The organism is Aquiflexum gelatinilyticum (genome assembly GCF_024813435.1).
Taxonomy (GTDB): domain Bacteria; phylum Bacteroidota; class Bacteroidia; order Cytophagales; family Cyclobacteriaceae; genus Cognataquiflexum; species Cognataquiflexum gelatinilyticum.
On the sequence record NZ_JANAEZ010000002.1, the window covers coordinates 563,084 to 588,451 of the forward strand.

Here is a 25,368-nt window from a genome sequence, read left to right on the forward strand (position 1 = left end):
TATGGCACGTTCATTAAAGAAAGGTCCTTACATAGAGCACCACTTATTGAAAAAAGTGGATGTAATGAACGAGTCCGGAAAAAAATCTGTAATCAAGACTTGGTCAAGAAGATCAATGATTTCACCGGATTTCGTGGGCCATACATTCGCTGTGCATAACGGCAATAAGTTTATACCTGTATTTGTTACAGACAATATGGTTGGACATAAACTTGGAGAATTTGCACCTACTAGGAACTTTAGAGGTCACATCGCCAAGAAAGATAAAGGAAAGAGATAATCATGGAAGCAATAGCAAGATTAAACAACGTTCCTACTTCTCCTCGCAAAATGCGATTGGTAGCTGACCTTGTAAGAGGAAAAAGAGTAGGTCAAGCATTAAGCATTTTGAAGTTCACTCCAAATAGTGGAGCTGCTAAACTTGAAAAACTTCTGCTTTCTGCTGTGGCCAATTGGCAGGCGAAAAATCCTGATGAGAAGATTGAGGAAGCGGATCTGTTTCTGAAAACAATCTTCGTTGACGAAGGCCGGATGCTAAAAAGACTAAGACCTGCACCTCAGGGAAGAGCTCATAGAATCCGAAAAAGATCAAATCATGTAACTTTAATTGTAGATTCCTACAGCTCAAACGTTACCGCTGATAATGTAGAAACAACAGAAAAATCTAATTAAAATCAGACTATGGGACAAAAGATAAACCCAATTGGTTTTAGACTTGGTGTAATCAAAGGTTGGGATTCCAACTGGTATGGCGGAAAAGATTTCGCTGAAAAGCTGTATGAAGATCAGCAAATCAGAAAATATGTAAACGCCAGGATTCCAAAAGGAGGAATCTCAAAAGTTGTCATTGAGAGAACTTTGAAGAGGATCACTCTTACCATTCATACTGCCCGTCCGGGTGTAGTTATAGGAAAAGGTGGAGCCGAAGTTGATAAGCTTAAAGAAGAATTGAAAAAATTGACCAGCAAAGATGTTCAAATTAACATTTTTGAAATTAAACGTCCTGAATTGGATGCGAAATTGGTTGGTGAATCAATCGCGCAGCAGCTTCAAGCTCGAATTTCATTCAGAAGAGCAATGAAACAATCCATTGCCGCTTCTATGAGAGTAGGTGCAGAAGGTATCAAAGTAAAACTTTCAGGTAGATTGGGAGGAGCAGAAATGGCAAGATCTGAAATGTATAAGGAGGGAAGAATTCCTTTGCATACGCTTAGAGCTGACATTGACTATGCTGTTTCTGAGGCGAATACTGTATATGGTATCATCGGCATTAAGGTTTGGATTTTCAAAGGTGAAGTCTATGGAAAGAGAGATTTGTCTCCAAACGTAGGTGCAGCCAGTGAGCCAAAAACCAATGCTTCTGCAGCAGCTAGAGGAAAGCGAAGAGAAGGTGGTCCCAAGAGAAGAAAGAGAAATAACTAATTTTCACCCATAAGTGAGAAATCATGTTACAGCCGAAAAGAACGAAATTTAGAAAAATGCATAAGGGTAGAGTCAAAGGACTTGCTCAAAGAGGTCACGAACTCTCTTTTGGCAACTTTGGTATCAAATCCCTCGAGCCTGGATGGATAACTTCCCGTCAGATAGAAGCAGCTCGTATTGCTATGACAAGAGCGATGAAAAGAGAAGGTCAGGTTTGGATCAGAATATTTCCTGATAAGCCAATTACCAAAAAACCTGCAGAGGTTCGTATGGGTAAAGGTAAAGGTGCTCCTGAATATTGGGTAGCAGTTATTAAGCCTGGAACTATCCTTTTCGAAGCAACCGGTGTTAGTCTCGAGGTGGCAAATGAAGCTTTAAGATTAGCGCAGCAGAAACTTCCAGTAAGTACAAGATTCGTAGTACGTAGAGATTACGTAGGATAATAGAAACTATGAAAAACGCAGAAATAAGATCACTTTCCGAAAGTGAAATAATGGAACGCATAGCCTCTGAGCAGACCAATTTATCCAAATTGAGTTTTGCACACGCTATCTCTCCAATTGAGAATCCAAATAAAATAAAAGAATCAAGGAAATTAATCGCGAGATTAAAAACATCCTTGAAGGCAAAACAACTAGCTAAATAATAACAATATGGCTACTGCTGAGAGAAATCTTCGTAAAGAAAGAACAGGAAAGGTAGTGAGCAACAAAATGGATAAGTCCATTACTGTGGCTGTAGAAAGGAAAGTTAAGCATTCCATCTATGGTAAGTTTGTTGCTAAGACTACAAAATTTATGGTTCATGACGAGAAAAATGAAGCTAATGAAGGAGATGTTGTCCTTATTAGTGAAACTCGTCCGCTGAGTAAGAATAAGCGTTGGAGATTGGTTGAAATAATAGAAAGGGCTAAGTAATCATGATACAACAAGAATCTAGACTAGGTGTTGCGGATAATTCAGGTGCTAAAGAGGTACTTGTAATCCGTGTATTGGGAGGTACCAAAAAAAGGTATGCTTCCATTGGTGATAAAGTTGTCGTAACTGTTAAATCTGCACTTTCTTCAAGTAATATGAAAAAAGGAACCGTTTCAAAGGCGGTGATCGTAAGAACCAAAAAAGAAATCAGAAGAAAAGACGGTTCTTATATTAGATTTGAGGATAACGCAGCTGTTCTTTTAAACAACAATGATGAGCCAAGAGGGACCCGTATTTTCGGACCTGTTGCCAGAGAGTTGAGAGAGAAGCAGTTTATGAAGATTGTGTCTTTAGCCCCAGAAGTATTGTAATCATGGAAAGAAAATTCAACAAACAACCAAAATTGCATGTCAAAACCGGAGATACCGTTAAGGTATTGGCTGGTGATGATAAAGGCAAATCAGGTAAAATACTTTCTGTCGATCCAACCAAGAGAAGGGCGATAGTTGAAGGTATCAATATGGTAACCAAGCACGTTAAGCCAACTGCTTCCAATCCTCAGGGAGGAATCGAAAAAAGAGAGGCTTCTTTGCATTTAAGTAATCTTATGCTGATAGATCCTAAAACAGGGGAAGCTATCAGAACAGGAAGAAAAGAAAATGACAAAGGTAAACTAGTTAGGTATTCTAAGAAAACTGGGGAGGTAATCAATGGCTAATCCAAGAGTAAAAGATAGATATATGGCTGAAATAGTTCCTGCATTGAAGGAAAAATTTCAGTACAGTTCAGTAATGGAGGTTCCTAAGTTGACCAAAATTGTGATCAATAAAGGTATTGGTGCTGCAGTTGCGGATAAAAAACTTGTAGATCAAGGAGTTGAAGAACTTTCTTTGATTACCGGTCAAAAAGCTGTTGCAACAAAAGCAAAAACTTCAGTTTCCAACTTTAAGTTGAGAGAAGGAATGCCAATCGGAGCAAAAGTTACTTTGAGAGGAAACAAAATGTATGAGTTCCTTGACCGTCTTATGACTATTGCCCTACCTAGGGTGAGAGATTTCAAAGGAATCAATGACAAAGGTTTTGATGGAAGAGGTAATTATACTTTGGGTGTAACTGAGCAAATTATTTTCCCTGAAATCAGCATCGAAAAAGTGAATAAGATTTCAGGAATGGATATCACTTTTGTGACTACTGCCAGTACAGATGAAGAAAGCTACGCTTTGTTGAAAGCTTTCGGTATGCCTTTTATAAACAAAAATAATTAAGAAATATTATGGCAAGAGAGTCACTAAAAGCTCGCGAGCGTAAAAGAGAAAGTCTTGTAGCAAAATATGCTAAAAAGCGCGCTCTTTTGAAAGCAGCAGGGGATTTTGCGGGATTGGATAAATTACCTAAAAATTCTTCAGCAGTAAGACTACATAACAGGTGTAAATTGACAGGTCGCCCAAAGGGTTATATGAGGAAGTTTGGAATCAATAGGGTAACCTTTAGAGAGATGGCTTCAGCAGGAAAAATCCCTGGAATTACTAAGTCTAGCTGGTAAAAATCAAACAAGAGTTTTTATTCTAAAAATCATTGTGTAACTTTGCACTCCCTTAGCGGGAAAGTGCAGTTAGACTTATATAATTATGACTGATCCAATAGCTGATTATCTGACAAGATTGAGAAATGCCATCAAGGCTGCTCATAGAATCGTTGAGATGCCTGCTTCTAACATTAAGAAGGAAATCACGAAGGTGCTTCATGATAAAGGTTATATTCAAAACTATAAATTTGAAGAAAATGGACCTCAAGGGGTCATCAAAATAGCTTTGAAATATAATCCATCAACAAAGCAAAATGCCATCGTAAGCCTAAGCCGAGTTAGTAAGCCTGGTCTTAGAAAATATGTAAAACATGAAGATCTTCCTAGAGTCATCAATGGCTTGGGAATCGCCATCCTTTCCACTTCCAAAGGTGTAATGACTGATAAAGAAGCCCGTACAGAAGGTGTGGGAGGAGAAGTACTTTGCTACGTTTATTAATATACCGTCATGTCTAGAATAGGTAAAAAACCAATAAATATACCTACGGGTGTTACTGTAGACGTAACTGCATTTAATGTTGTTACTGTTAAAGGTCCCAAAGGTGTTCTAAGTAGGGATGTGAATCCCGACATTGCTGTAAAGGTTGAGGGTAAGGAAATTATCCTAGAAAGACCTACAGATTCAAAAAGACATAAGTCGCTCCATGGCCTATATAGGTCTCTAATCAACAACATGGTTTTAGGTGTATCCGAAGGTTACAAAAAAGACCTTGAGCTTGTTGGGGTGGGTTATAAGGCGTCTAACCAAGGTCAGGTTCTTGAACTTTCCCTAGGTTATTCACACAATATCTTTTTTGCGCTTCCAGAATCAGTTGCTCTAAAGACTGAGACTCCTAAGGGTAAAAATCCTGTCATTACATTAGAAGGGATAGATAAAGAATTGGTTGGCCAAATTGCAGCCAAAATTAAATCTTTGCGTAAAGTTGAGCCTTATAAAGGCAAGGGTGTACGTTTTGTCGGTGAAATTGTTAGACGTAAGGCTGGTAAAACTGCCGGTAAAAAATAATTGATATGGCCTTTAATAAGAATTTAAGAAGAATTAGAATCAAAAAAAGTATCAGAAGAAAGATTTCGGGTACTGATTCTAGACCTCGTCTGTCTGTATTTAAAAGTAATACTGGAATTTATGCCCAACTTGTAGATGACCTTAAAGGCCATACACTTGTTCAGGCATCTTCCAAAGAACTCGGTTCAGTAAAAAATGCTAATGTATCTGTTTCAAAAGAGGTGGGTAAGAAGTTAGCTGAAAGAGCTGTTGCGAATGGAGTCACTGATGTTGTTTTTGACAGAAGTGGTTATTTATATCATGGAAATGTTAAAGCTCTTGCTGATGGTGCAAGGGAAGGTGGCCTTAAATTTTAATAGATATTATGTCTCAGGTAAAAAGAAAACCAATTAGGGCAACAGATACTGAATTAAAAGAGAAAGTTGTTGCTATCAACCGTGTTGCTAAAGTAGTAAAAGGTGGTAGGAGATTTTCGTTCTCTGCTATAGTTGTTGTGGGAGATGGAGCTGGTGTTGTAGGATATGGACTTGGCAAAGCCAATGAAGTAACAGATGCTATCACTAAAGGAATTGAAGACGCAAAGAAGAACCTTGTAAGGGTTCCGGTATTGAAAGGTACTATTCCTCACGAACAATTAGGAAAATTCGGTGGTGGTTTTGTCCTAATAAAACCTGCTGCCGCTGGTACAGGTGTAATCGCAGGTGGTGCGATGCGTGCAGTACTAGAAAGTGCAGGGGTAACTGACGTTTTGGCCAAATCAAAAGGTTCTTCTAACCCACATAACGTGGTTAAAGCTACTATTGATGCCTTAGTACAGTTAAGAGATGCTATTGCAGTTTCTCAGCAAAGAGGAGTTAAAATGTCTAAAGTCTTTAACGGTTAATCAAAATGGGAAAGATCAAGATTACTCAGACAAAAAGTACCATAAAGAGACCTAAGGACCAAAAAGCAACTATTGTGGCGCTTGGACTTGGTAAGATCAACAAATCTGTAGAGATTGAAAGCAATCCTGCAATTGTTGGAATGGTTAGAAAAGTTAGTCACCTTGTAAAAGTGGAGGAAGCTTAATTATGAAATTACATACATTAAAACCGGCAGAAGGCTCGATTAAATCAAGTAAAAGAATCGGACGAGGAACTGGATCAGGAAAAGGTGGGACCTCAACAAGAGGTCACAAAGGTGCCAAATCAAGGTCAGGTTATAAATCAAAGCTTGGATTCGAAGGTGGTCAAATGCCACTTCAAAGAAGGGTTCCAAAGTTTGGGTTCAAAAGTCTTAACACTACTGTTCATAAGCCGATCAACTTGGATGTAATCCAAAGTCTGGCTACTGAATTCAACTTGAATACTATTTCATTTGATACTTTGGTAGAACATGGATTGGTTTCAAAAAAAGATGTTGTAAAAGTGTTAGGTAGAGGCGAACTTACAGCTAAATTAAATGTAAGTGCACACTTATTCTCTGCTTCTGCTGTGGAAGCTATTGAAAAAGTTGGCGGAACAGTAAACAAGCTTTAAATAAATGAAAAAGTTTATCTCAACAGTTAAGAATATCTTTTCTATTGAAGATCTAAGGATCAGGATACTAAATACAATTGGGTTCCTAGTTGTATTTAGATTAGGGTCCTTTATTGTATTGCCTGGTGTAGATCCTTCTAAACTAGGTGATGCTCCGGAAGGTATTTTTGGTTTGATAGATACTTTCTTAGGTGGAGCATTCAGCAATGCTTCTATCTTTGGGCTAGGTATCATGCCATATATCTCCGCTTCAATTGTGCTACAGTTATTGACTGTTGGAGTTCCCTATTTTCAAAAACTTCAAAAAGAAGGTGAATCTGGTAGGAAAAGAATCAATCAATTTACTAGGGTTCTCACAATTTTGATTACCATTGCCCAAGGTGTGGGCTATATTACTGCTACAATCCTCCCAACAGGGGCGGTAATGGTATCGACTACCCTCTTCATGTTCAGTTCTCTTGTACTTCTTACAGCCGGCACCATGTTTTGTATGTGGCTTGGGGAGAAGATTACCGAAAAAGGAATTGGAAATGGTATATCAATGTTAATTATGATTGGTATTATTTCGAGATTTCCCGGTGCAATCATTGCAGAGGTTTTATCTAAAGGTACTTCAGGGATGCTCTTGCTCTTGATAGAAGCTGCAGTATTGTTCTTTGTTGTTCTTGGCGTCGTTGCTATGACTGAAGCCACAAGAAGAATTCCGGTTCAATATGCAAAACAGGTTGTTGGTGGAAAGGTTTATGGCGGACAAAGACAGTATATACCAATTAAGGTAAATGCCTCTGGAGTTATGCCTATCATTTTCGCTCAATCTCTGATGTTTTTACCGGCTCTTATTGCTCAAATTTGGTCTTCTGAAAGTGACATAGCCAATTATATCGGCAGTACATTCAGTGATTTCACCTCATGGCAATATAACCTTGTATTTGCTACCATGATTATTCTCTTTACGTTCTTTTATACAGCAATCACAGTTAATCCTGAACAAATTGCTGAAGACCTTAAGAGAAATGGAGGATTTGTACCTGGTATCAAACCTGGAGCTCCTACATCAGATTTTATAGACAATATAATCTCAAGAATCACGCTTCCTGGATCATTGCTCCTCTCCATAATAGCTATACTTCCTGCTTTCGCAATCATTGCAGGAGTTGGTGGTGAATTTGCTCAATTCTATGGTGGCACTTCCCTTTTAATCATGGTAGGTGTCATTATGGATACTCTAAGACAGATAGAAAGTTATTTGTTGATGAGGCACTATGAAGGAATGATGAAGAGTGGAAATATGAAAAATAATCCTACTAATTACGCTGCAGCAGTATGATTCATTATAAAACTTCTGAGGAAGTTCAAATAATCAAACAAGGTGCTCAAATTTTAGGAAAGGCCCACGGTGAAGTGGCCAAACATATTAAAGAAGGGGTAAAGACCTCTTTTCTTGACAAAATAGCAGAGGAGTATATTCGTGATAATAACGGTATACCTTCCTTTAAAGGCTACAATGGATTTCCATCTTCTCTATGTATCTCAGTCAATGAGGTAGTGGTACATGGTTTTCCCGGTAGTTATGTTTTGAAAGATGGCGATATAATCTCAGTAGATTGTGGAGTCTTTCACCAAGGTTTTCATAGCGATAGCGCTTATACTTACCCTGTCGGTGAAGTTTCTCCCCAAGTATTGTCATTGCTCAAAGCAACGAAGGACTCTTTATATTTAGGTATTGAAAAAGCCGTATTTGGCAATAGAATTGGTGACATAGGATTCTCTATTCAAAAATTTGTAGAGGCAAAAGGCTACACTGTTGTTAGAGAATTGGTAGGTCATGGTTTGGGCAAAAGCCTCCATGAAGCTCCTGAAGTTCCTAATTATGGAAAAAAAGGAAGTGGACCTCTTCTTAAGGCAGGTATGGTTTTAGCCATCGAACCGATGGTTAATCTGGGTACCAGGAATATTGTTCAAGAAAGAGATGGATGGACTATCAGAACGGCAGATAGGAAGCAGTCTGCTCATTACGAGCATACTGTAGCAATATTTGAGGATAGAACGGAAATTTTAACTACACATCAATACATAGAAGAAAATTTCAAATTCTAAATATGGCTAAACAGACATCGATAGAGCAAGATGGTACAATAGTAGAAGCATTGTCTAATGCAATGTTTAAAGTGGAACTTGAAAATGGTCATCAGTTGATTGCACATATTTCAGGTAAAATGAGAATGAATTATATCAAGATCCTTCCTGGAGACAAAGTGAAATTAGAACTTTCTCCATATGATCTTTCAAAAGGTAGAATCGTTTACAGATACAAATAAAATGTCATGAAAGTAAAGGCATCAATCAAAAAAAGAAGTGTTGATTGTAAAGTTATCAGAAGAAATGGAAAACTTTATGTAATCAACAAGAAGAATCCTAAGTTTAAACAAAGACAAGGTTAATCATTATGGCAAGAATTGCAGGTGTTGACATACCAGACAACAAGCGTGGTGAGATCGGCTTGACCTACATCTTCGGAATCGGTAGGAGCTCAGCGAGATCTATCCTGAACAAAGCGGGAATTTCTTTTGACAAGAAAGCAGGTGAGTGGGATGATGATGAATCAACCGCTATCAGAACAATAATTGCTGAGGAATTCAGAACCGAAGGCGCTTTGAAGTCTGAGATCCAATTAAACATCAAAAGATTGATGGATATTGGTTGTTATAGAGGTTTGAGGCATAGAAAAGGTTTACCTGTCCGTGGTCAAAAAACCAAAAATAACGCGAGAACAAGAAAAGGTAAGAGAAAGACTGTTGCTAATAAGAAAAAAGCAACTAAATAAATCTTGAATTAGATTATGGCTCAGAAAAGAAACGATAAAGCTAAAGGTAAAAAAAGAGTAGTTAAAGTTGAGGCGGTTGGGCAAGTGCACATCAAAGCTTCTTTTAACAACATCATCATCTCTATTACCAATAATTCTGGTCAAGTGATCTCTTGGGCTTCTGCCGGTAAAATGGGATTCAGAGGCTCAAAAAAGAACACTCCTTATGCAGCACAAATGGCCGCTCAAAATTGCGGACAAGTTGCATATGACCTTGGATTGAGAAAAATTGAGGTTTTTGTAAAAGGACCAGGTGCAGGACGTGAGTCTGCAATCAGAACTTTGCAAAATGTAGGATTAGATGTAACCACCATCGTGGATGTGACCCCACTACCACACAATGGATGTCGTCCTCCAAAACGTAGAAGAGTATAATTTCTTAAAGAAGATATATAATGGCAAGATATACAGGTCCAAAGGCAAAGATAGCCAGAAGATTCGGTGAGCCTATCGAAGGATATAGCAAAGCTCTCCAAAAGAAAAATTACCCTCCGGGAATGCACGGAAGAGGTAGAAGAAAAAAACAATCTGAATATGCTATTCAGCTTGCTGAAAAGCAGAAAGCTAAATACATCTATGGTGTATTGGAAAGACAGTTTGCAAAAATGTTTGATATTGCTTCAAGAAAACAAGGTATTACTGGTGAAAACCTTCTTCAGTTGCTAGAATCAAGATTAGACAATACAGTTTATAGATTAGGTATCGCCCCTACGAGAAGGGGAGCAAGACAACTTGTCTCTCACAAGCATATTCTCGTCAATGGTGAACTAGTCAATATTCCATCTTATACCCTAAAGCCGGGTGATGTAGTTTCTGTTAGAGAGCGATCAAAATCTCTAGAAGCTATTACTAATAGCCTTGCAGGTAGAAGTTCGCGTTATTCTTGGCTAGAGTGGGATAATACCTCTTTGGCAGGTAAGTTTGTATCGATTCCAAGCAGAGATGATATTCCTGAGAATATCAAGGAACAGTTGATCGTCGAACTTTACTCTAAATAATTACTTTCAGACTTAAACAGAACTATTGATATGTCCATATTAGCATTTCAAATGCCCGAGAAAGTGGTAATGGAAAAAGCCGATGATTTTCACGGTCTATTCACCTTCAAGCCTCTTGAAAAGGGCTACGGGGTCACCATCGGTAATGCCTTGAGGAGAATACTTTTATCCTCATTGGAAGGTTATGCGATCACTTCTGTGAAGCTTCCTGGGGTAGTACATGAATTTTCTACAATCGAGGGCGTTGTTGAAGATGTGACTGATATCATTCTGAACCTCAAACAAGTTAGATTTAAAAAAGTCCACGATTCTATCGACGGAAAAATCACTGTTGAGGTTAAAAACCAGTCTGTTTTCACTGCAGGAGATATCGCCAAGTTCACTTCTTCTTTCGAAGTATTGAACCCGGAGCTGATTATCTGTCATCTTGATGACAAAAAGAGTTTCGAAATTGAATTGACAGTTGAAAAAGGCAGGGGTTATCTTCCTGCTGAAGAATCTAAACCAAAAGAGCAGATCTTCGGAGTAATTCCAATCGATGCCATTTTCACACCTATTAAGAATGTGAAATATAGCGTGGAAAACACCAGGGTTGAACAAAAGACTGACTTTGAAAAGTTAATCTTGGAAGTGACTACTGACGGTTCCATCCATCCAGAAAAAGCACTTCAAGAATCAGCTAAAATCCTTATCCAACATTTCATGTTGTTTTCTGACCAAACCATGGTCTTGGATTCAACAGGTGTTTCTGAACCAGAACCAATCGATGAAGAATTCCTTCACATGAGAAAACTCCTTAAAACTCCTTTGAGTGATTTGGACCTTTCTGTTAGGGCATTCAACTGCCTGAAAGCTGCAGATGTGAGAACACTAGGTGATCTTGCTAAACTGGAGATTTCAGATATGATGAAGTTCAGAAATTTTGGAAAAAAATCACTTGCAGAATTAGAGCAATTGATTCAGGAAAAGAGCCTGACCTTTGGAATGGATTTGTCTAAGTATAAACTTGATGAAGAATAATTTAAAATGAGACACGGTAAGAAATTCAACCACCTTGGCAGGACAGCCAGTCATAGGAAGGCAATGCTTTCAAATATGGCAACTTCCCTGATTCTTCATAAGCGTATTTCTACTACGCTTGCCAAGGCAAAGGAGCTAAGAAAATATGTAGAGCCTCTGATTACCAGAGCAAAAGAAGATACAACCCATAACCGAAGGATAGTATTTTCCTACCTTCAAAACAAAGAAGGTATCAAAGCCTTGTTTGGAGATGTTGTAGAAAAAGTTGGAACTAGAACAGGTGGTTACACAAGAATCATCAAAACAAACTTCCGACTTGGTGATAATGCAGAGATGTGTATCATTGAATTGGTGGATTTCAACGAATTGATGTTGAAAGACGCTCAGCCTGCTAAAAAGACTACAAGAAGAAGTAGAAGAAGCACTCCTAAAGCTACTGATTCTGTGGATGCACCTGCAGCTAAAGCTGATGAAACCAAAGAAGAAAATACTGGTGAATAATTCATGTCAGGAAATTCTAAATATAAGGGGATTGGACTTTGGTTCAATCCCTTTTTTTATTTCCTGTTTAAATTACCAAGGCTAATACTCCAAAAATCCTTAACTTTGACAAGTCCAAAAAATAACGATGAACAAACAAAAAGCAACTCTTCTTTTGGCTGATGGTACTATTTTCCATGGATCTCTCATTGGAAGAAAAGGTACCAACGGCGGTGAAATTTGTTTTAACACAGGAATGACCGGGTATCAGGAGATCTACACCGACCCATCATATACCGGGCAAATAGTTGTCACCACAACCTCTCATATCGGAAATTATGGTGTCATAGATTCGGAAGTCGAATCAGACCATCCTACAATTGCGGGTATTGTAGTAAATAGTTTTTCTGAAATTTTTAGTAGACTGGACGCCAACGGTTCATTGCAAGATTACCTAGTAAAATATGGAATAACCGGTATTGCAGATATAGACACAAGGAAACTTGTAAGGCATCTCCGTTCCAAAGGCGCTATGAATGCCATTATCAGCTCCGAATTTGAGGACGATTTAGCAGGTCTTAAAGCTGAATTGAATCTAGTTCCGGACATGAATGGATTGGAACTTTCATCTCAAGTGTCCACAGGTGTTCCTTATTTTTTTGGTGAAGAATCTTCAGCCATCAAAGTCGCGTGTCTTGATTTTGGCATCAAAAGAAATATTCTTAGGAACCTAGCTGACCGTGGGGTTTACTGTAAAGTTTTTCCGGCAAAAACATCTTTAGCTGAAATGGAAAAATGGAATCCTGATGGGTATTTTCTTTCTAATGGTCCTGGTGACCCTGCTGTAATGGAATACGCGGTTAAAACAACCAAAGACATTTTGGATACAAATAAACCGTTGTTTGGGATTTGTCTTGGGCATCAGATCCTTGCTGAAGCCTGTGGTATTTCAACCTATAAAATGCACCATGGTCATAGAGGATTGAACCATCCAATTAAAAACCTTCAAACCGGTAAAAGTGAAATCACTTCCCAAAATCACGGATTTGTGGTCAATAGAGAGGATGTTGAAAAAAGCGATATCGTAGAAATGACCCATGTTCACCTCAATGACAATACCGTAGCAGGGATTAAATTAACGAATAAACCTGCTTTTTCGGTACAATATCATCCTGAGTCCTCACCCGGACCACATGATTCAAGATATCTATTTGATGATTTTATCTCTTTAATCAATAAAAATTAAAACTCTTAAACCTTTAACATTATGACATTGATTCAATCGATTCATGCAAGACAAATTTTAGATTCCCGAGGAAATCCTACAATTGAGGTGGATGTATATACCGAAACCGGAGCTTTTGGAAGGGCGGCAGTTCCGAGTGGCGCCTCAACGGGTATAAATGAAGCAGTAGAACTTCGCGATGGAGATAAAAGTAAGTACCTTGGAAAAGGTGTTTTGAAGGCTGTTTCCAACGTAAATGATGTCATCGCTCCGGAACTTCTTGGAATGAGTGTTTTTGAGCAAAATTTCATAGATCAAATCATGATTGATTTGGATGGAACGCCTACCAAAGGCAAACTTGGTGCAAATGCAATCCTCGGTGTTTCGCTTGCAGTAGCTAAAGCTGCCGCTATGGAGGCAGGTCAGCCCTTATACAGATACGTTGGCGGTGTCAATGCCAATACACTTCCTGTACCTATGATGAATATCATCAACGGAGGTTCTCACTCTGATGCACCGATTGCCTTTCAAGAATTTATGGTAAGACCAGTGGGTGCTTCAAGTTTTTCAGAAGCAATCAGAATGGGTGCTGAGATTTTCCACCATTTGAAAAAAATCCTTCATGATAAAGGATTAAGCACAGCTGTTGGTGATGAAGGTGGTTTTGCTCCGAATTTTTCGGGTGGAACTGAGGAAGCTTTAGCTTGTGTATTGGATGCAATCAAAAATGCCGGCTACAAAGCGGGAGAGGATGTTACTATAGCCCTTGATTGTGCGGCTACTGAGTTTTACAAAGATGGGAAATATGATTATACCAAATTTGAAGGACCAAACGGGAAAATAAGAACCCGTGAAGAACAAGTTGAATACTTGACAGAGTTAACTCAAAAGTATCCGATTGATTCTATAGAAGATGGCTTTTCAGAGGACGATTGGGCAGGATGGGCGATGCTAACCGCTAAAATCGGTGATAAAGTACAATTGGTTGGAGATGATGTTTTTGTAACTAATGTTAAATTCCTTGAAAGAGGTATTAAAGAAAAATCTGCCAACTCTATTTTGGTGAAAGTAAATCAGATTGGAACACTGACTGAAACTTTGAAGGCTGTATCTATGGCTCATAAAGCAGGATTTACTGCCGTTATGTCTCATAGATCCGGAGAAACCGAAGATGCTACAATAGCTGATTTGGCTGTTGCGACCAATTGTGGACAAATCAAGACCGGTTCTGCTTCCCGTTCTGATAGGATGGCAAAGTATAACCAATTGTTGAGAATTGAAGAGCAATTGGGTGATTCTGCCATTTTCCCTAAGAAAAAATCCTGAGAAATTATTTGAAAATAAATTGAACAAAAAGCAGCTGAAAAGCTGCTTTTTGTTTTTATGGAAGCTATCTAGATGTATTTCTGAATTTTTGTTTTTTAAAATCTGTAGCCAATTAATACAAATACTTTATTGGTAGGAGATGATAATGATGGGATATCAGACATACCATTTCCGTTTTCATAACGGATCTCTCCTGATATTTTACCGAGACGAATCCCTGTTCCAAATAAAAACCCCATTTCTCCAACTCTGAAAGTGTCCACCGCTTTCCGGGTTTCAGATGTTACCGTTTGATAAAAAAAAGTCTGGATGTACTCCTGATTAGTTTCACTGACAGCAAATCCAAAGGACATCCCACCATGGAAAAATAGCTCAGTTGAATTCAAATATATGCTGTATTGTAGCATGCTGTTGATTTTGATTTGGGTATATTCAAATTTAGTCTCGGAATGCTCTATTAGGTAATCGGTGATTTCGTTTATGTTGTTTCCTTGGAATTGGTACCCTGCCAACATTAATTCATTTGAAAATCCCCATTTTCTCATATTTCTTGGGAAAATAAAATCTACTGATAAACCAAGGACCGGGTTAATTGAAATACCATAGTCAGCTTCGGTCAAATTTGGATGGTTGGCCCCTGTGAATGATAAACTAGTCATCGATACCCCTCCCAAAACCCCAAATTTGGTAAGTGTCTTTTCTTTCGGTTTTTCAAATTTGATTTCAGTGCCGGTACATTCATTATACCTGACGATCAACCTGCTTAAGCTTTCCTTTTTATATTGTGTGATATTGATGTCTTATTGAATATCAGGACAACCATTCAGATATGCCCCAAGTTGTCCCAGAAAGAATTTGTTTTCTGCTGTGTAGCTTCGGGTTGCCCCATTTACAGTTTGCACTTTGTTGTATTTCTTGTATTTGAGTAAATAATACTCCCCGTTATCTTTAATATAGAAATTTTCCCTTGAAGCCTCATTTTTATATAAAAACAAGCTTTTTTCTCCTGCTATTATAGTCTGTAAAAAAACAGTTTCTAAGGTCGTTTCAATGGTAGGGCTTTGGTCAAATTGATTGTTTCCAATCCTCTCGGTTTCCACCCTTGCACTGAGATATACTTCATCAGAAACCAAAAAGCTTTGAATGTCTTTCGGGGTGAATTCTAGTATTTCCTTTTGATCAAGGCTTTTAAAGGTGATTTTGTTCGGATTTTTATCCCAATTTCTGTAATCAATTTCTCCTTGGATTGTGTCACCTATAGCATTTACAATCTTTGCGGACAAAAAATTGCTCTGAGCAAATACAGGATTCTTAAGAATAAATAATAGGCTAAAGAGTAAAATGATTTTTACTTTTTTCATAAAATGATTTTTCCGAAAAATACAGTTAAAAATCAATTTCACAAATAAGTTAGTTAATAGAAATTTGTCTTTTCAAAAAATTTAAAAATCAATTTCTAAACCTTAATTATATGGAAATGGAAAGTGATTTCCTCAAGACAGGATTTTCAATAAAAAAGCCATTGTCAAACAATGGCTTTTTTGAAATTCAATAAAGAAAGTTTAATTAATGTTATCCAATCAGATTTCCCTCATCGTCCCAAACAGCGACTGTTGCCCTTTCTTCAGGCTTTAAGTAAAGAGGAATGTATTTTTCCTCGTAGGCAAAGCCATGTTTTTTCATGACTTCCTCAGGAACACCATCCCATACATTTGGTCTGTTTCCTACATATCCCAAGTAATTGAATCCTATCTCAGAAGTGAAATATCCCGTTGAAGTTAAGTTTCTGAGCATGTTGAAGAACTTGACGCCGCCTTCCATTTCAGGTTTTGCTTTTTCAGGCCAAGCGATCAAATCAATGATTTCCATTCTTTCAGTTTCTGAAAGTTCGAGGAATTTTTTTCCGTAATTATCATCGCTATAATGGTCCAGCCACATCAATCCACCGCGCATCGGTGTTTGATAGGCAGTATAATCTTTCATCATAAATTCAATGAAATCAGGAACACCTGCATCAGTTGCACTGCCTGAATCCTCACCTGCGGGCATAATAATATCCACCAGGAGATCAAGTTTTTTTCTTTCTTCCTCTGTAAAGAAGGTTTCCGAAAGGAGTTTTTGATCTCTGATATTTTCAGCTTCAATTCTTCCTCCCATAGTACCCCCGGAAATCTGCGGACTCATATCTGCAGCTTTGTCCTCCGGTTTACAATTGGTCAAAAGGAATCCGGATGCCAATGACCCGGCAAAAAGGAGTTTGAGGTTGTCTCTTCTATTCATAGCTCCTGAATTATATGTTTTTCTTTTTCAATTCACTGATAATAAAATCTGAAGTTCTCCAAGACAAGGCCAAAATGGTCCAAGTTGGGTTTTTATCTGCTTGTGATACAAACGGACCTGCATCCACCACAAATAGATTTTTGCAGTCGTGGGCTTGGCTGTTACTGTTCAAAACCGAAGTTGCAGGATTATTCCCCATCCTTGTGGTTCCGACTTCATGGATGATCCTTCCTGGCGTGGCCAATCCATACATGGTATCAGCTCCCGGTTTTTGACCCAATAGGACAGCACCAGAATTGGTAAGGATTTCTTCAAAGGTATCCTGCATGTGTTTTGCCTGCTTGATTTCTTGGTCAGACCATTTGTAATGGAATCGTAGCACAGGTATGCCGAATTTGTCAACCACATTTGGGTCGATTTCACAATAGTTTGTCTCTCTTGGAATACTTTCACCTCTTCCTGACATGCCCACCATAGACCCATATGATCTGCGTATATCCTTCTTCAAGCCTTCGCCATATCCCCCGTTTGGACTTGGGTTGCCAAATTCATCCTTCAAATATTTTCTCATGGTATCCATCGAAAATCCTATTCCATAGGATGGCATCGACATTCCTCCCCAATATTCAATATGGTAACCTCTTGCAAAATCAAGCTTCTTGTTGTCCAGCCACCAAGGTGTATACACGTGCATGCCGCCGACACCGTCCTCGTTGTATCTTTCTCTATCGATCAAGTCAGGAAGAATTCCCATTCTATCCGCACCTGTGGAATCATGAAGATATTTCCCTACTACCCCGCTACTGTTGCCGATTCCATTTGGATGGGATTTTGATTTGGAGTTGAGCATTATCCTGGAAGATTCGCAGGCTGATGCGCCCAAAACAACCACCCTAGATTTAAGCTTGTATTCCTTCATGTCTATTTTGCTGACATAGGAAACGCCGGTGGCTTTACCGGTATCATCGGTTGTGACTGCCCTGACCATGGCGTTGGTGTATAACTCCACTTTGCCTTTTTTCATAGCAGGCTTGATCAAGACTGTTCCTGAGGAAAAATCCGCATATGCCTGACAGGCCCTGTTGCATTGATTACAGAAAAAGCAAACTCCTCTTTCATTGTTTATCGGACGGGTCAGCATTGAAAGCCTTCCGGGAATTACCGGCATATTTGCTTTTTTTGCTCCTTTCATGATAAACATTTCATGTAGCCTTGGCTTCGGAGGAGGAAGGAAAAATCCATCAGGTTCATTGTAAATCCCCTCTTTTGAGCCAAAAACCCCGATCAGTTTATCTACTTTATCATAATATGGCTTGACATCATCATAACCTATCGGCCAATCATCTCCCATCCCATCAATACTGCTTCTTTTGAAATCATTGGGACCAAAACGTAGCGAAATCCTTCCCCAGTGATTGGTTCTGCCGCCCAGCATTCTAGATCTGAACCAATCAAATTGGGTTCCTTTGACATTAGTATAAGGTTCTCCTTCGATGTCCCAACCGCCAATAGCCTGGTCAAAATCACCAAAAGGCCTGATCCTGGTTCCGCTTCCCCTTCTCGGAGATTCCCAAGGTGGTCTCAATTGGGTCCTATCCTCGTCTTTTGCCGGATCAAAATCGCCTCCTGCTTCCAATACAGCAACTGATAGTCCTGCCTCAGAAAGAATTTTGGAAGCCATACCGCCACCGGCACCGGAACCTACGATAATCACATCATAAGCTTCTCCAGATGATTTGATTTCAAAACTCATGTTTTATAAAATTTTTATGTTTGTCTTACAAGTTAAATAAAAAAATGTAAAATTTACAAACCTAACTTTTGGAGAATTTCAGAAACTCATCTTGAGAATGGGAGAAAATTGGAATATCAAGTCAATAAATTTTATGATGGCATCGAAATATCATTTTCAAAATAATTGAGTTGGCTAATCAGCGAGGAGATTGATTCAAATCGGATTATTTCTGTATTAGTCTTTAAAATATAGGAAATTTGATTACCATCTTTTTCAATAGAAATAGATTTGCCCTGCTGATTGATTTTATTTTTCCTTAAAGCGGATTTCACCCATTTCACGGTTTCCTCCGGCCCATCAATTTGCGGGTATCTGAAAATTGTTGATTCTTGAACTTTCCCTACAGATATATCGAATTTGAGGGTTTCATTTGGAAGTAAAAGGTCGATGCTTCCTTGGAGTATCAGGTCTTCAGGACTTCCACAGACCAAAGGCATTCCACATTGCATTAACCAAAATTCATCGGCTGTATCGATGGCTATGTCTAGGTCGTGTGTCACCACGAGCACGGCTTTGTTTTCATTTTTTGCGATATCTCTGAGCAAATGCATGATCTCAAACCTGTTTATGAGGTCTAAATGTGCCGTGGGTTCATCCAAAATCAATATTTCGCCATCCTGTGCCAATGCCCTTGCAATCATTACTTTCTGCAATTGGCCATCACTGAGTTCGCTTAATGGTCTGTCCTGAATGTAATTGATATGCGTAGAACGGATTGCTTGGCTTACTTTTTCCCGATCATTTTCTGATAAATATCCAGACCAACCTGTATGTGGAATTCTGCCCAAAGACACAATCTCTTCAACCGTGAGATTGCCGCTGCTGATTTTTTCTGTTAGGACGACAGCTATTTTTTTTGCCAGGTCTTTGATTGAAAATAAATCTGTGGGTTTATTGTCCAAATAGACCTGATTTTTCAGAGCAGGAACCTGTCCCATGATTGTCTTGATCAAGGTGGATTTACCAACACCATTTGGGCCAAGCAGACAAGTGAGTTTTCCTTTTTTTAAAGAAAAGGAAATTTGCTCTGCAACAATATTAGACTTCTTGCCTTTTTTATACCCTAAGGAAAGATCGTTTGCCTGCAATATGGAATTTTGAATGGACAAGGTTAATTATGTTGGTTATGGTTTTTCAAATCTTATATTTTCAATTTTCCTAAAACTCCTTACTGAAATTCCTCTTTAGAATCAACCAGATGACCATCGGTGCACCCACCAAAGAAGTGACTGCATTGATTGGTAAAGTCTGTGCACTGCCGGGTAACTGACTGATCGTATCGCATGCCAATAGAACTGCAGCGCTGATCAAAGCTGAGGCGGGAAAAAGGATCCGGTGATCCCCTGTTTTGAAAACCAACCTCGCCATGTGCGGAACAGCAATTCCGATAAAGGCGATTGGCCCACAGAAAGCTGTCACTGACCCCGCCAAAATCCCTGTACTGACAATCATAGCCCATCTAAGCTTTTGGATGTTTATACCCATGCTGACTGCGTATGCTTCGCCGAGAAGCATGGCGTTAAATGATTTGAGATTGATCAACAAAGGAATCAATCCCAGTAAAACAACAATTAAAAAAGCCAATAACTGATCAGGTTGGGTACTTCCGAGACTTCCCATAGACCAGATGGTAAACATCTTCAGTTGCTCTGCCCCCGAAAAGTACGATAATACTGAAATCAAAGCCGAAACAGCAGAGCCAAACATCAAACCTACGATGAGTAATGTCATGCTGTCGTTGACTTTCCAGGCTGTAACACTCATCAATAACAAAACCAAAATCGACCCGGCAGTGGCAGAAAATACGATTGCCCAGATTCCAAATCCTCCCGAATACATGGACCATCCAAAAGCCGAACCTGCCATGACCAATAGCGCAACTCCCAAGCCTGCACCAGAACTGATTCCCAACACATATGGTCCTGCCAGTGGATTTCGGAAGAAAGTCTGCATCTGAAGACCACTCAAAGAAAGCCCGATTCCTGCTAAAATCGCTGTAAATGCTTTGGGTACCCTATAACCCATTACGATGGTTTCCCAAGAACTTTTTGAAAATCCTCCCCCGATAAACCTCCCCATCACCTCTTGAATCGGAATCAAAACTGATCCACTCGCCAGATTCACTGCGAAAAGCAGTAGGCAAATAAAAATGCCGGACAGAAAAAGGAAATAGGTGGGTTTATTTTTCATCCAGTTTACTATAAAAATACAGGGAATAATCCGGTAATAAATCTGGATGCAGAATTTTGATCAAATCCCGAAGAATCAAATCCGGCCTTAAATACCCCAACTCGAAGTATTCCAAACCGCCTGTCGGACCTTTTTTTAAGGTATAGGTATATACGTTTCCATTTTGGAAAGCATCAAAATGAGAATATCTTGGGTCTGCATACTTCATTTCAACCAATGTCTTGAAATCCGAAGCTCCCAGCCAAAAGTCCGATTCTTGGGCCACTTCTAATACATATTCATAACTCAACTGTGCGCTTCCTGTTCCTTTTTGGTCTTTAAAAAGGTATTCACCACCTGCTACTTCCAGCAATCTTGCTCCCCAAGAGTCCGCTCCAGGTACATACCAGATGTCCTTATACATGACTCCTGCCATTACTTTTGGTTTGTTTTCCGGCAATTCTTTTACCAATTCCGAAGCTTGATTGTATTCGGATTCGATTTTGGAAAATACAGTTTTTGCTTCTTCTAATTTCCCCAATAATACCCCTGTAAACTTGATCCATTCTGCCCTACCTAGAGGGTGTTGCTCTACGTATTCTCCATTAATGAATGCAGGAATTTTGGCTGATTTTAGGATTTCTATGTTTTTCAAGTCTTCCCCCAAAGTTGAAATCATCACCCAATCTGGATCGAGTTCAATGATCTTTTCAATATTCGCCTGAGCTCCTTTACCTAAATCGGAGACTTTTCCGGCGTCAATCAATTTTCTTGTCTTTGGAGAGGAAATCAAATCCAGATCAGGAAATCCTCTCAATAAATCTGAAGCCTCCAAATAATCCAAATGAGGAATGTGGGTCGTGGAAGTCAGCACTACCTTCGATATTGGCAGTGAAATAACAGCATCAAACCCGGCCTCATCCAATTTCAAATCAGAATTTTCTTTGACCAAATAACGAAAAGGAGGATGTTTATCCGGAAATGCATGCCGAACCTCAAGAACTTTAAATCCTTCTCCCTGAAATATAGCAAAGCCCTTTGCATATGAATTTGGGATTTCGACCAAGTCAAGTTCTTTGATTTCTTTTGGAGATTGACAGGAAAAAAGGATTATAAAAATGGGAAAGGCGAAATAGAAGCAAGAATAAAAAGAATGAAGCAGGGGGATTTTCATCTCGAAAGTGTCAGCAAATGTTTTCCAAATATAACACCCGAAGCCAAAGTCTATTTTCAATTGTGGCTTTTGTACAAAAAATAATCACACAATTAACCTGTCTAAAAATATCTTTGGCTATGTTTGTTTCAGAATTATGGTTCCCGAACCTTCATCAGGCTCTCGGGATGAAAAGGGAATTCGGTGAAATACCGGAGCTGTCCCCGCAACTGTAACCCCATTCTGAACCAATCGGAATAGTGATTTACCCTCCTCCATTGCCATTGTGTGATGCGTCGCACAAGAAGGCCGGTAAATCCAGGGAAGCCAGGAGACCTGCCATTTTTCATATTGTTCAAAGCTTTCGGGTGAAGGGCTGAGGTAAAAGCAGGTGGTTTTCACAAAAACAATTGGCAAGAATGGGATTGTCCTTTGATGGCTTTCCAATATTTGGGTTTTGAATCCTTTAAATTCAAAATTCTTCATTCTCAATTGGGTGAACCTTTGGTTTTCTTCTCTACCAATTTCTAGCATTTGGCTTTGGAATAAATAATTGTTCTATTCGAATCATTTTAAAGTTGTTGGTTTTCCTGTTTGTTTGCTTTTTCCGGACTTTGTCACCTCAGTATTTAAATTCTGAAGAGTCAAGGTGGTTGGGTAATGGAACTGAAATATCAGATCCGGATACTGTTTCTTTGCCTTCCGTGGAAGTTTTTTCACCTGAAATTGAGAAATATACATTTGGAAATAAGGTCAATACAATCACTGAAGCTGAATTGATAAATTTCCAAGGCTTACCATTTTCAGATTTCTTACAGCAGCGGACGGGATTGTTTCTCCGCCAATATGGATCAGGTATGCTATCTTCTTTGACTATGCGGGGTACTTCAGCCGGACACAATGCTGTATTTTGGAATGGACTTCCGATAAACAGCCCCTCATTGGGGCAGTCGGATTTTTCAATTATTCCTGTTGGAGGATTTGATCAGGCTTCTGTCCATTTTGGGAGTGGAGGGGCGCTTTACGGAACGGATGCTATTGGAGGAGCTGTGCATTTGACCAATAAACTTAAATTTGGCGAAGGTCATCAGGTCCGGATTGGATCTTTATTTGGGAGTTTTGGGAGATGGAACCAACAATTAGAATATGGCTTTTCGAACCAACAGTTTTCAGCTAGAACAAGGGTTTACCGGAATTTCTCAGAAAATGATTTTCCGTTTCTGAACATCACAAAATTCGGTACACCCATGGAAAGGCAGGATCATGCCAAGGTGATCCAGCAAGGTGGAATCCAGGATTTAGCGTGGAAAATCAATTCCAAAAACTTCATCAGTTCATCGATTTGGTGGAATGGGACCGAAAGGGAAATCCAACCGATAATGGGATCCAATACCAAAGACTTTCAGACTGATACTAATTTGAGGTGGGTTTTGGATTATTTTCATTTCTCAAAAAACAAAGTTTGGAACCTAAAAAGCGGCCTGGTAAGAGATGATCAGGTTTTTAATACTTCACGCAATCAGACGATCCAATATTTTCTTGCAGCAGATATGGATTGGGAAATCGGCAGAAATTGGAATTCAAAAACCGGTATCAGATATACCTATATTGTTGGTAATTTGAGCACCTTTCGAGCCCAAGAGTCAAGGATAGAATTATACCAATCCACCAATTTTCAGCCTAATGAAAAGTTGTCTTTTTCTTTCAACCTCAGGCAAATGGTGTTTGATAGAAAAATTGCACCATTTACGCCGAGTCTTGGAGGCGAATGGCAAGTGTGGGAAAATCAATCTAGCCAAATTCTCTTCAAATCCAATTTGGCAAGAAGTTTTAAAGTTCCGACATTGAATGACCGATTTTGGGTACCGGGGGGAAATCAGGATCTGAAATCAGAAAAGAGTTGGAGCGGAGAAATGGGTCTGGTCTATTCCTTCAAAAAAGACAATTTTGATCTGAATCAAGGAATGACCTATTATAGAATGAAAGTTGATAATTGGATCATATGGCTGCCTAAAGGAAATTTATGGAACCCTCAAAACATCAGGGAGGTGCAAAATTCAGGTATTGAATATAGCTTGAAGTTAAGTCAAAAAATCCGAAATTGGAATTTGGCATTGACTACAAACTATGCTTGGACACAAGCCATCAACCAAACAGATATTTCAGAAAATGACCGAAGCAAAGGAAATCAATTGCCATTTACCCCTGAACAAAAGTTCCAATCTTTATTCAGTATTGGAAAAGGGGTATTCAGTACTTTCCTTAATTTTCAAAGAGTAGGGGAGCGCTTTACCGGAACAGATGGTTCCGGAAGATTGGAACCATATCAACTTTGGGATTTAGGAAGCAATTGTAATTGGTCATATAGAAAACTTTCAGGAAATATTGGATTCCAAATCAATAACTTATTCAATACTGATTACCAAGTGATGCCTCTCCGGGCTATGCCCGGGAGAAATTATCAATTTAATTTAAATGTTAGAATATGAAAAATTCACGCTTTCTGCTGCCATTGGTTTGGCTTACGATTTTTGCTTCCTCATGTACCACAAATACTACTGATCCTGTTGATTTGCCAAAAGGTGAATTTGAAGACGGGGTTTTGATAATGAATGAAGGTGCTTTTGGCGTCAATGACGGTGAAGTTTTTCATTATGGTCCTGCTACGGGAGTGATCAAGGAAAATATTTTCCGGACAAAAAACAGCAGACCTTTTGGTGGATTGATCCAGGATATGGTAGAAGCTGAGGGGAGACTGTATCTGGTTGCAAATACCGGGAAGGTAGAAATTGTGATTCCAAAAGACTTCAGTCTTGTAGGTGGCGTTAGTTTGGGATTAGATAATTCAAGGTCCTTGGTTTCTGTCAATCAAAGACTTTTTATCAGTGATTGGGGGCCATATGATGGTGATTTTAACAACCCTGATTCATACATCGCAGTGGTCAATGACTTGAATGGAGGGCCAATAGCAAAAAAAATCCCTGTTTCAAGCCGTCCTGAAGGGATGATTGTGGCCGGAAATTTCATTTATGTTGCGTGTTCTGCAGCCAAAAAGTTTGATGTGATTTCGATAGCTTCCGAAACTTTGGCTGCTAGTGTTGCAGTAGAAGGAACTCCTTCAGAGTTTTTGCAAATTGAAGGGAGATTGTTCCTCTATGCCACAGACGAGAATAATGTATTTTTTCATGAAGTAAATCCCGGAAACTATACCGTGGTGAAAACCACAAAAATCCCTTTGACAAATCCAACGCCAATAATCGCATTGGGAGAGGGCAGTGAGGTATTTGTCGTGACCTCTACAGGTTGGCCGGATTATGATGATGCAGTAGCAAAAGTTTCAGTAAATAATGGACAAGTTACAAACCCTTCCTTTTATGTCGGTAATGGCATCTATGGAATCGGATTCAAAATAGAAGGCAAAGAAATTTATGTTGCTGAGCACAATGGTTTTCAAGGAAATGGAAGCGTTTTCATATTAAGTCCTCTTGGAATTCTTGTCAAAACATTGACAGTCGGAAAAGGACCCTCAGGGTTTATATTTAAATAAAAATTATCCTATAGATCAAAAAAAAACATGGTGAGGCAGTAAATGTCTCACCATGTTTTTTTTTG

The 25,368-nt window shown here is 39.0% G+C and carries 36 protein-coding genes and 1 riboswitch; of the genes, 29 read left to right on the plus strand and 7 right to left on the minus strand.

Translation table 11 applies throughout. The annotated features are described in order from the left end of the window. Position 1 precedes the first annotated feature (1 nt). From rpsS to eno, 27 genes are all read left to right on the plus strand, one after another. Positions 2–280 (plus strand): 30S ribosomal protein S19, encoded by a 279-nt coding sequence (rpsS, locus tag NK987_RS06955; protein ID WP_008203028.1) that lies wholly within the window; start codon positions 2–4, stop codon positions 278–280. A gap of 2 nt (positions 281–282) precedes the next feature. Further along, the gene (gene rplV, locus NK987_RS06960; RefSeq protein WP_258422826.1) at positions 283–672 is read left to right on the plus strand and encodes a 50S ribosomal protein L22; all 390 of its coding nucleotides are present in this window, start codon (positions 283–285) and stop codon (positions 670–672) included. A 9-nt stretch (positions 673–681) separates the two neighbouring features. Continuing rightward, the gene (rpsC, locus tag NK987_RS06965) at positions 682–1,422 is read left to right on the plus strand and encodes a 30S ribosomal protein S3 (RefSeq protein ID WP_259263255.1); all 741 of its coding nucleotides are present in this window, start codon (positions 682–684) and stop codon (positions 1,420–1,422) included. 23 nt (positions 1,423–1,445) lie between these two features. Then, positions 1,446–1,865, plus strand: a complete 420-nt coding sequence (rplP, locus tag NK987_RS06970) for a 50S ribosomal protein L16 (protein WP_258422824.1) — start codon at positions 1,446–1,448, stop codon at positions 1,863–1,865. Positions 1,866–1,873: 8 nt separating this feature from the next. Beyond that, complete coding sequence (rpmC, locus tag NK987_RS06975) at positions 1,874–2,068, plus strand: 50S ribosomal protein L29 (RefSeq protein ID WP_259263256.1); 195 nt, start codon at positions 1,874–1,876, stop codon at positions 2,066–2,068. A gap of 7 nt (positions 2,069–2,075) precedes the next feature. Then, a complete protein-coding gene (gene rpsQ, locus NK987_RS06980; protein ID WP_258422822.1) occupies positions 2,076–2,339 on the plus strand; it encodes a 30S ribosomal protein S17 in 264 nt (87 codons plus the stop codon). Between the two features lie 2 nt (positions 2,340–2,341). Next, on the plus strand, positions 2,342–2,710 hold the full coding sequence (gene rplN / locus NK987_RS06985; RefSeq protein ID WP_009183371.1) for a 50S ribosomal protein L14: 369 nt from the start codon (positions 2,342–2,344) through the stop codon (positions 2,708–2,710). 2 nt (positions 2,711–2,712) lie between these two features. Next, positions 2,713–3,057, plus strand: a complete 345-nt coding sequence (gene rplX, locus NK987_RS06990; protein WP_259263257.1) for a 50S ribosomal protein L24 — start codon at positions 2,713–2,715, stop codon at positions 3,055–3,057. Beyond that, positions 3,050–3,604, plus strand: coding sequence for a 50S ribosomal protein L5 (gene rplE / locus NK987_RS06995; protein ID WP_258422820.1), 555 nt, complete (start codon positions 3,050–3,052; stop codon positions 3,602–3,604). The genes rplX and rplE overlap by 8 nt, the downstream gene beginning before the upstream one ends. A gap of 8 nt (positions 3,605–3,612) precedes the next feature. After that, on the plus strand, positions 3,613–3,882 hold the full coding sequence (gene rpsN, locus NK987_RS07000; RefSeq protein ID WP_241127440.1) for a 30S ribosomal protein S14: 270 nt from the start codon (positions 3,613–3,615) through the stop codon (positions 3,880–3,882). Between the two features lie 85 nt (positions 3,883–3,967). Then, the gene (rpsH, locus tag NK987_RS07005) at positions 3,968–4,363 is read left to right on the plus strand and encodes a 30S ribosomal protein S8 (RefSeq protein ID WP_258422819.1); all 396 of its coding nucleotides are present in this window, start codon (positions 3,968–3,970) and stop codon (positions 4,361–4,363) included. 9 nt (positions 4,364–4,372) lie between these two features. After that, positions 4,373–4,930, plus strand: a complete 558-nt coding sequence (rplF, locus tag NK987_RS07010) for a 50S ribosomal protein L6 (RefSeq protein ID WP_259263258.1) — start codon at positions 4,373–4,375, stop codon at positions 4,928–4,930. A 5-nt stretch (positions 4,931–4,935) separates the two neighbouring features. Continuing rightward, a complete protein-coding gene (rplR, locus tag NK987_RS07015; protein WP_259263259.1) occupies positions 4,936–5,286 on the plus strand; it encodes a 50S ribosomal protein L18 in 351 nt (116 codons plus the stop codon). An 8-nt stretch (positions 5,287–5,294) separates the two neighbouring features. Then, on the plus strand, positions 5,295–5,813 hold the full coding sequence (gene rpsE / locus NK987_RS07020; protein ID WP_113924118.1) for a 30S ribosomal protein S5: 519 nt from the start codon (positions 5,295–5,297) through the stop codon (positions 5,811–5,813). Between the two features lie 5 nt (positions 5,814–5,818). Then, complete coding sequence (rpmD, locus tag NK987_RS07025) at positions 5,819–5,998, plus strand: 50S ribosomal protein L30 (RefSeq protein ID WP_258422816.1); 180 nt, start codon at positions 5,819–5,821, stop codon at positions 5,996–5,998. 2 nt (positions 5,999–6,000) lie between these two features. Further along, positions 6,001–6,447: a 50S ribosomal protein L15 gene (rplO, locus tag NK987_RS07030; protein WP_258422815.1), complete on the plus strand. Its 447-nt coding sequence runs from the start codon at positions 6,001–6,003 to the stop codon at positions 6,445–6,447. A 4-nt stretch (positions 6,448–6,451) separates the two neighbouring features. Next, a complete protein-coding gene (gene secY, locus NK987_RS07035) occupies positions 6,452–7,774 on the plus strand; it encodes a preprotein translocase subunit SecY (protein ID WP_258422814.1) in 1,323 nt (440 codons plus the stop codon). Further along, on the plus strand, positions 7,771–8,544 hold the full coding sequence (gene map / locus NK987_RS07040) for a type I methionyl aminopeptidase (protein ID WP_259263260.1): 774 nt from the start codon (positions 7,771–7,773) through the stop codon (positions 8,542–8,544). The genes secY and map overlap by 4 nt, the downstream gene beginning before the upstream one ends. Before the next feature lie 2 nt (positions 8,545–8,546). Then, the gene (gene infA / locus NK987_RS07045) at positions 8,547–8,765 is read left to right on the plus strand and encodes a translation initiation factor IF-1 (RefSeq protein ID WP_009034195.1); all 219 of its coding nucleotides are present in this window, start codon (positions 8,547–8,549) and stop codon (positions 8,763–8,765) included. A gap of 6 nt (positions 8,766–8,771) precedes the next feature. Then, positions 8,772–8,888 (plus strand): 50S ribosomal protein L36, encoded by a 117-nt coding sequence (gene rpmJ / locus NK987_RS07050; protein ID WP_014772314.1) that lies wholly within the window; start codon positions 8,772–8,774, stop codon positions 8,886–8,888. Between the two features lie 5 nt (positions 8,889–8,893). Next, positions 8,894–9,271, plus strand: coding sequence for a 30S ribosomal protein S13 (gene rpsM, locus NK987_RS07055; RefSeq protein WP_241127457.1), 378 nt, complete (start codon positions 8,894–8,896; stop codon positions 9,269–9,271). A 15-nt stretch (positions 9,272–9,286) separates the two neighbouring features. Beyond that, positions 9,287–9,685, plus strand: coding sequence for a 30S ribosomal protein S11 (rpsK, locus tag NK987_RS07060; protein WP_084118500.1), 399 nt, complete (start codon positions 9,287–9,289; stop codon positions 9,683–9,685). Between the two features lie 20 nt (positions 9,686–9,705). Next, positions 9,706–10,308, plus strand: a complete 603-nt coding sequence (rpsD, locus tag NK987_RS07065; protein ID WP_258422812.1) for a 30S ribosomal protein S4 — start codon at positions 9,706–9,708, stop codon at positions 10,306–10,308. 30 nt (positions 10,309–10,338) lie between these two features. After that, complete coding sequence (locus tag NK987_RS07070) at positions 10,339–11,328, plus strand: DNA-directed RNA polymerase subunit alpha (protein WP_258422811.1); 990 nt, start codon at positions 10,339–10,341, stop codon at positions 11,326–11,328. Positions 11,329–11,334: 6 nt separating this feature from the next. Then, positions 11,335–11,829: a 50S ribosomal protein L17 gene (rplQ, locus tag NK987_RS07075; protein WP_258422810.1), complete on the plus strand. Its 495-nt coding sequence runs from the start codon at positions 11,335–11,337 to the stop codon at positions 11,827–11,829. A gap of 127 nt (positions 11,830–11,956) precedes the next feature. Next, positions 11,957–13,054 (plus strand): glutamine-hydrolyzing carbamoyl-phosphate synthase small subunit, encoded by a 1,098-nt coding sequence (carA, locus tag NK987_RS07080; protein WP_259263261.1) that lies wholly within the window; start codon positions 11,957–11,959, stop codon positions 13,052–13,054. A 21-nt stretch (positions 13,055–13,075) separates the two neighbouring features. Next, positions 13,076–14,359 (plus strand): phosphopyruvate hydratase, encoded by a 1,284-nt coding sequence (eno, locus tag NK987_RS07085; RefSeq protein ID WP_259263262.1) that lies wholly within the window; start codon positions 13,076–13,078, stop codon positions 14,357–14,359. Positions 14,360–14,454: 95 nt separating this feature from the next. Here eno and NK987_RS07090 read toward each other — a convergent pair whose 3' ends face one another. The 7 genes from NK987_RS07090 to NK987_RS07120 form a co-directional block, all read right to left on the minus strand. Next, positions 14,455–15,117: a PorT family protein gene (locus NK987_RS07090; RefSeq protein ID WP_259263263.1), complete on the minus strand. Its 663-nt coding sequence runs from the start codon at positions 15,115–15,117 to the stop codon at positions 14,455–14,457. A 42-nt stretch (positions 15,118–15,159) separates the two neighbouring features. Further along, complete coding sequence (locus NK987_RS07095) at positions 15,160–15,720, minus strand: hypothetical protein (RefSeq protein WP_259263264.1); 561 nt, start codon at positions 15,718–15,720, stop codon at positions 15,160–15,162. Positions 15,721–15,931: 211 nt separating this feature from the next. Then, the gene (locus NK987_RS07100; protein WP_259263265.1) at positions 15,932–16,639 is read right to left on the minus strand and encodes a gluconate 2-dehydrogenase subunit 3 family protein; all 708 of its coding nucleotides are present in this window, start codon (positions 16,637–16,639) and stop codon (positions 15,932–15,934) included. 10 nt (positions 16,640–16,649) lie between these two features. Continuing rightward, positions 16,650–18,392, minus strand: a complete 1,743-nt coding sequence (locus NK987_RS07105) for a GMC oxidoreductase (protein WP_258424582.1) — start codon at positions 18,390–18,392, stop codon at positions 16,650–16,652. Between the two features lie 131 nt (positions 18,393–18,523). After that, entirely contained in the window at positions 18,524–19,543 is a 1,020-nt protein-coding gene (locus tag NK987_RS07110; RefSeq protein WP_259263266.1) for an ABC transporter ATP-binding protein, read from the minus strand. Positions 19,544–19,592: 49 nt separating this feature from the next. Then, a complete protein-coding gene (locus NK987_RS07115; protein WP_259263267.1) occupies positions 19,593–20,624 on the minus strand; it encodes an iron ABC transporter permease in 1,032 nt (343 codons plus the stop codon). Further along, positions 20,614–21,777, minus strand: coding sequence for an ABC transporter substrate-binding protein (locus NK987_RS07120; RefSeq protein WP_259263268.1), 1,164 nt, complete (start codon positions 21,775–21,777; stop codon positions 20,614–20,616). Before NK987_RS07120 ends, NK987_RS07115 begins: the two co-directional genes overlap by 11 nt. A gap of 120 nt (positions 21,778–21,897) precedes the next feature. Beyond that, positions 21,898–22,114, plus strand: a riboswitch (cobalamin riboswitch). A gap of 256 nt (positions 22,115–22,370) precedes the next feature. Here NK987_RS07120 and NK987_RS07125 point away from each other — a divergent pair. After that, complete coding sequence (locus NK987_RS07125) at positions 22,371–24,245, plus strand: TonB-dependent receptor (protein WP_259263269.1); 1,875 nt, start codon at positions 22,371–22,373, stop codon at positions 24,243–24,245. Next, positions 24,242–25,303 (plus strand): YncE family protein, encoded by a 1,062-nt coding sequence (locus NK987_RS07130; RefSeq protein WP_259263270.1) that lies wholly within the window; start codon positions 24,242–24,244, stop codon positions 25,301–25,303. The genes NK987_RS07125 and NK987_RS07130 overlap by 4 nt, the downstream gene beginning before the upstream one ends. Positions 25,304–25,368 lie beyond the last annotated feature (65 nt).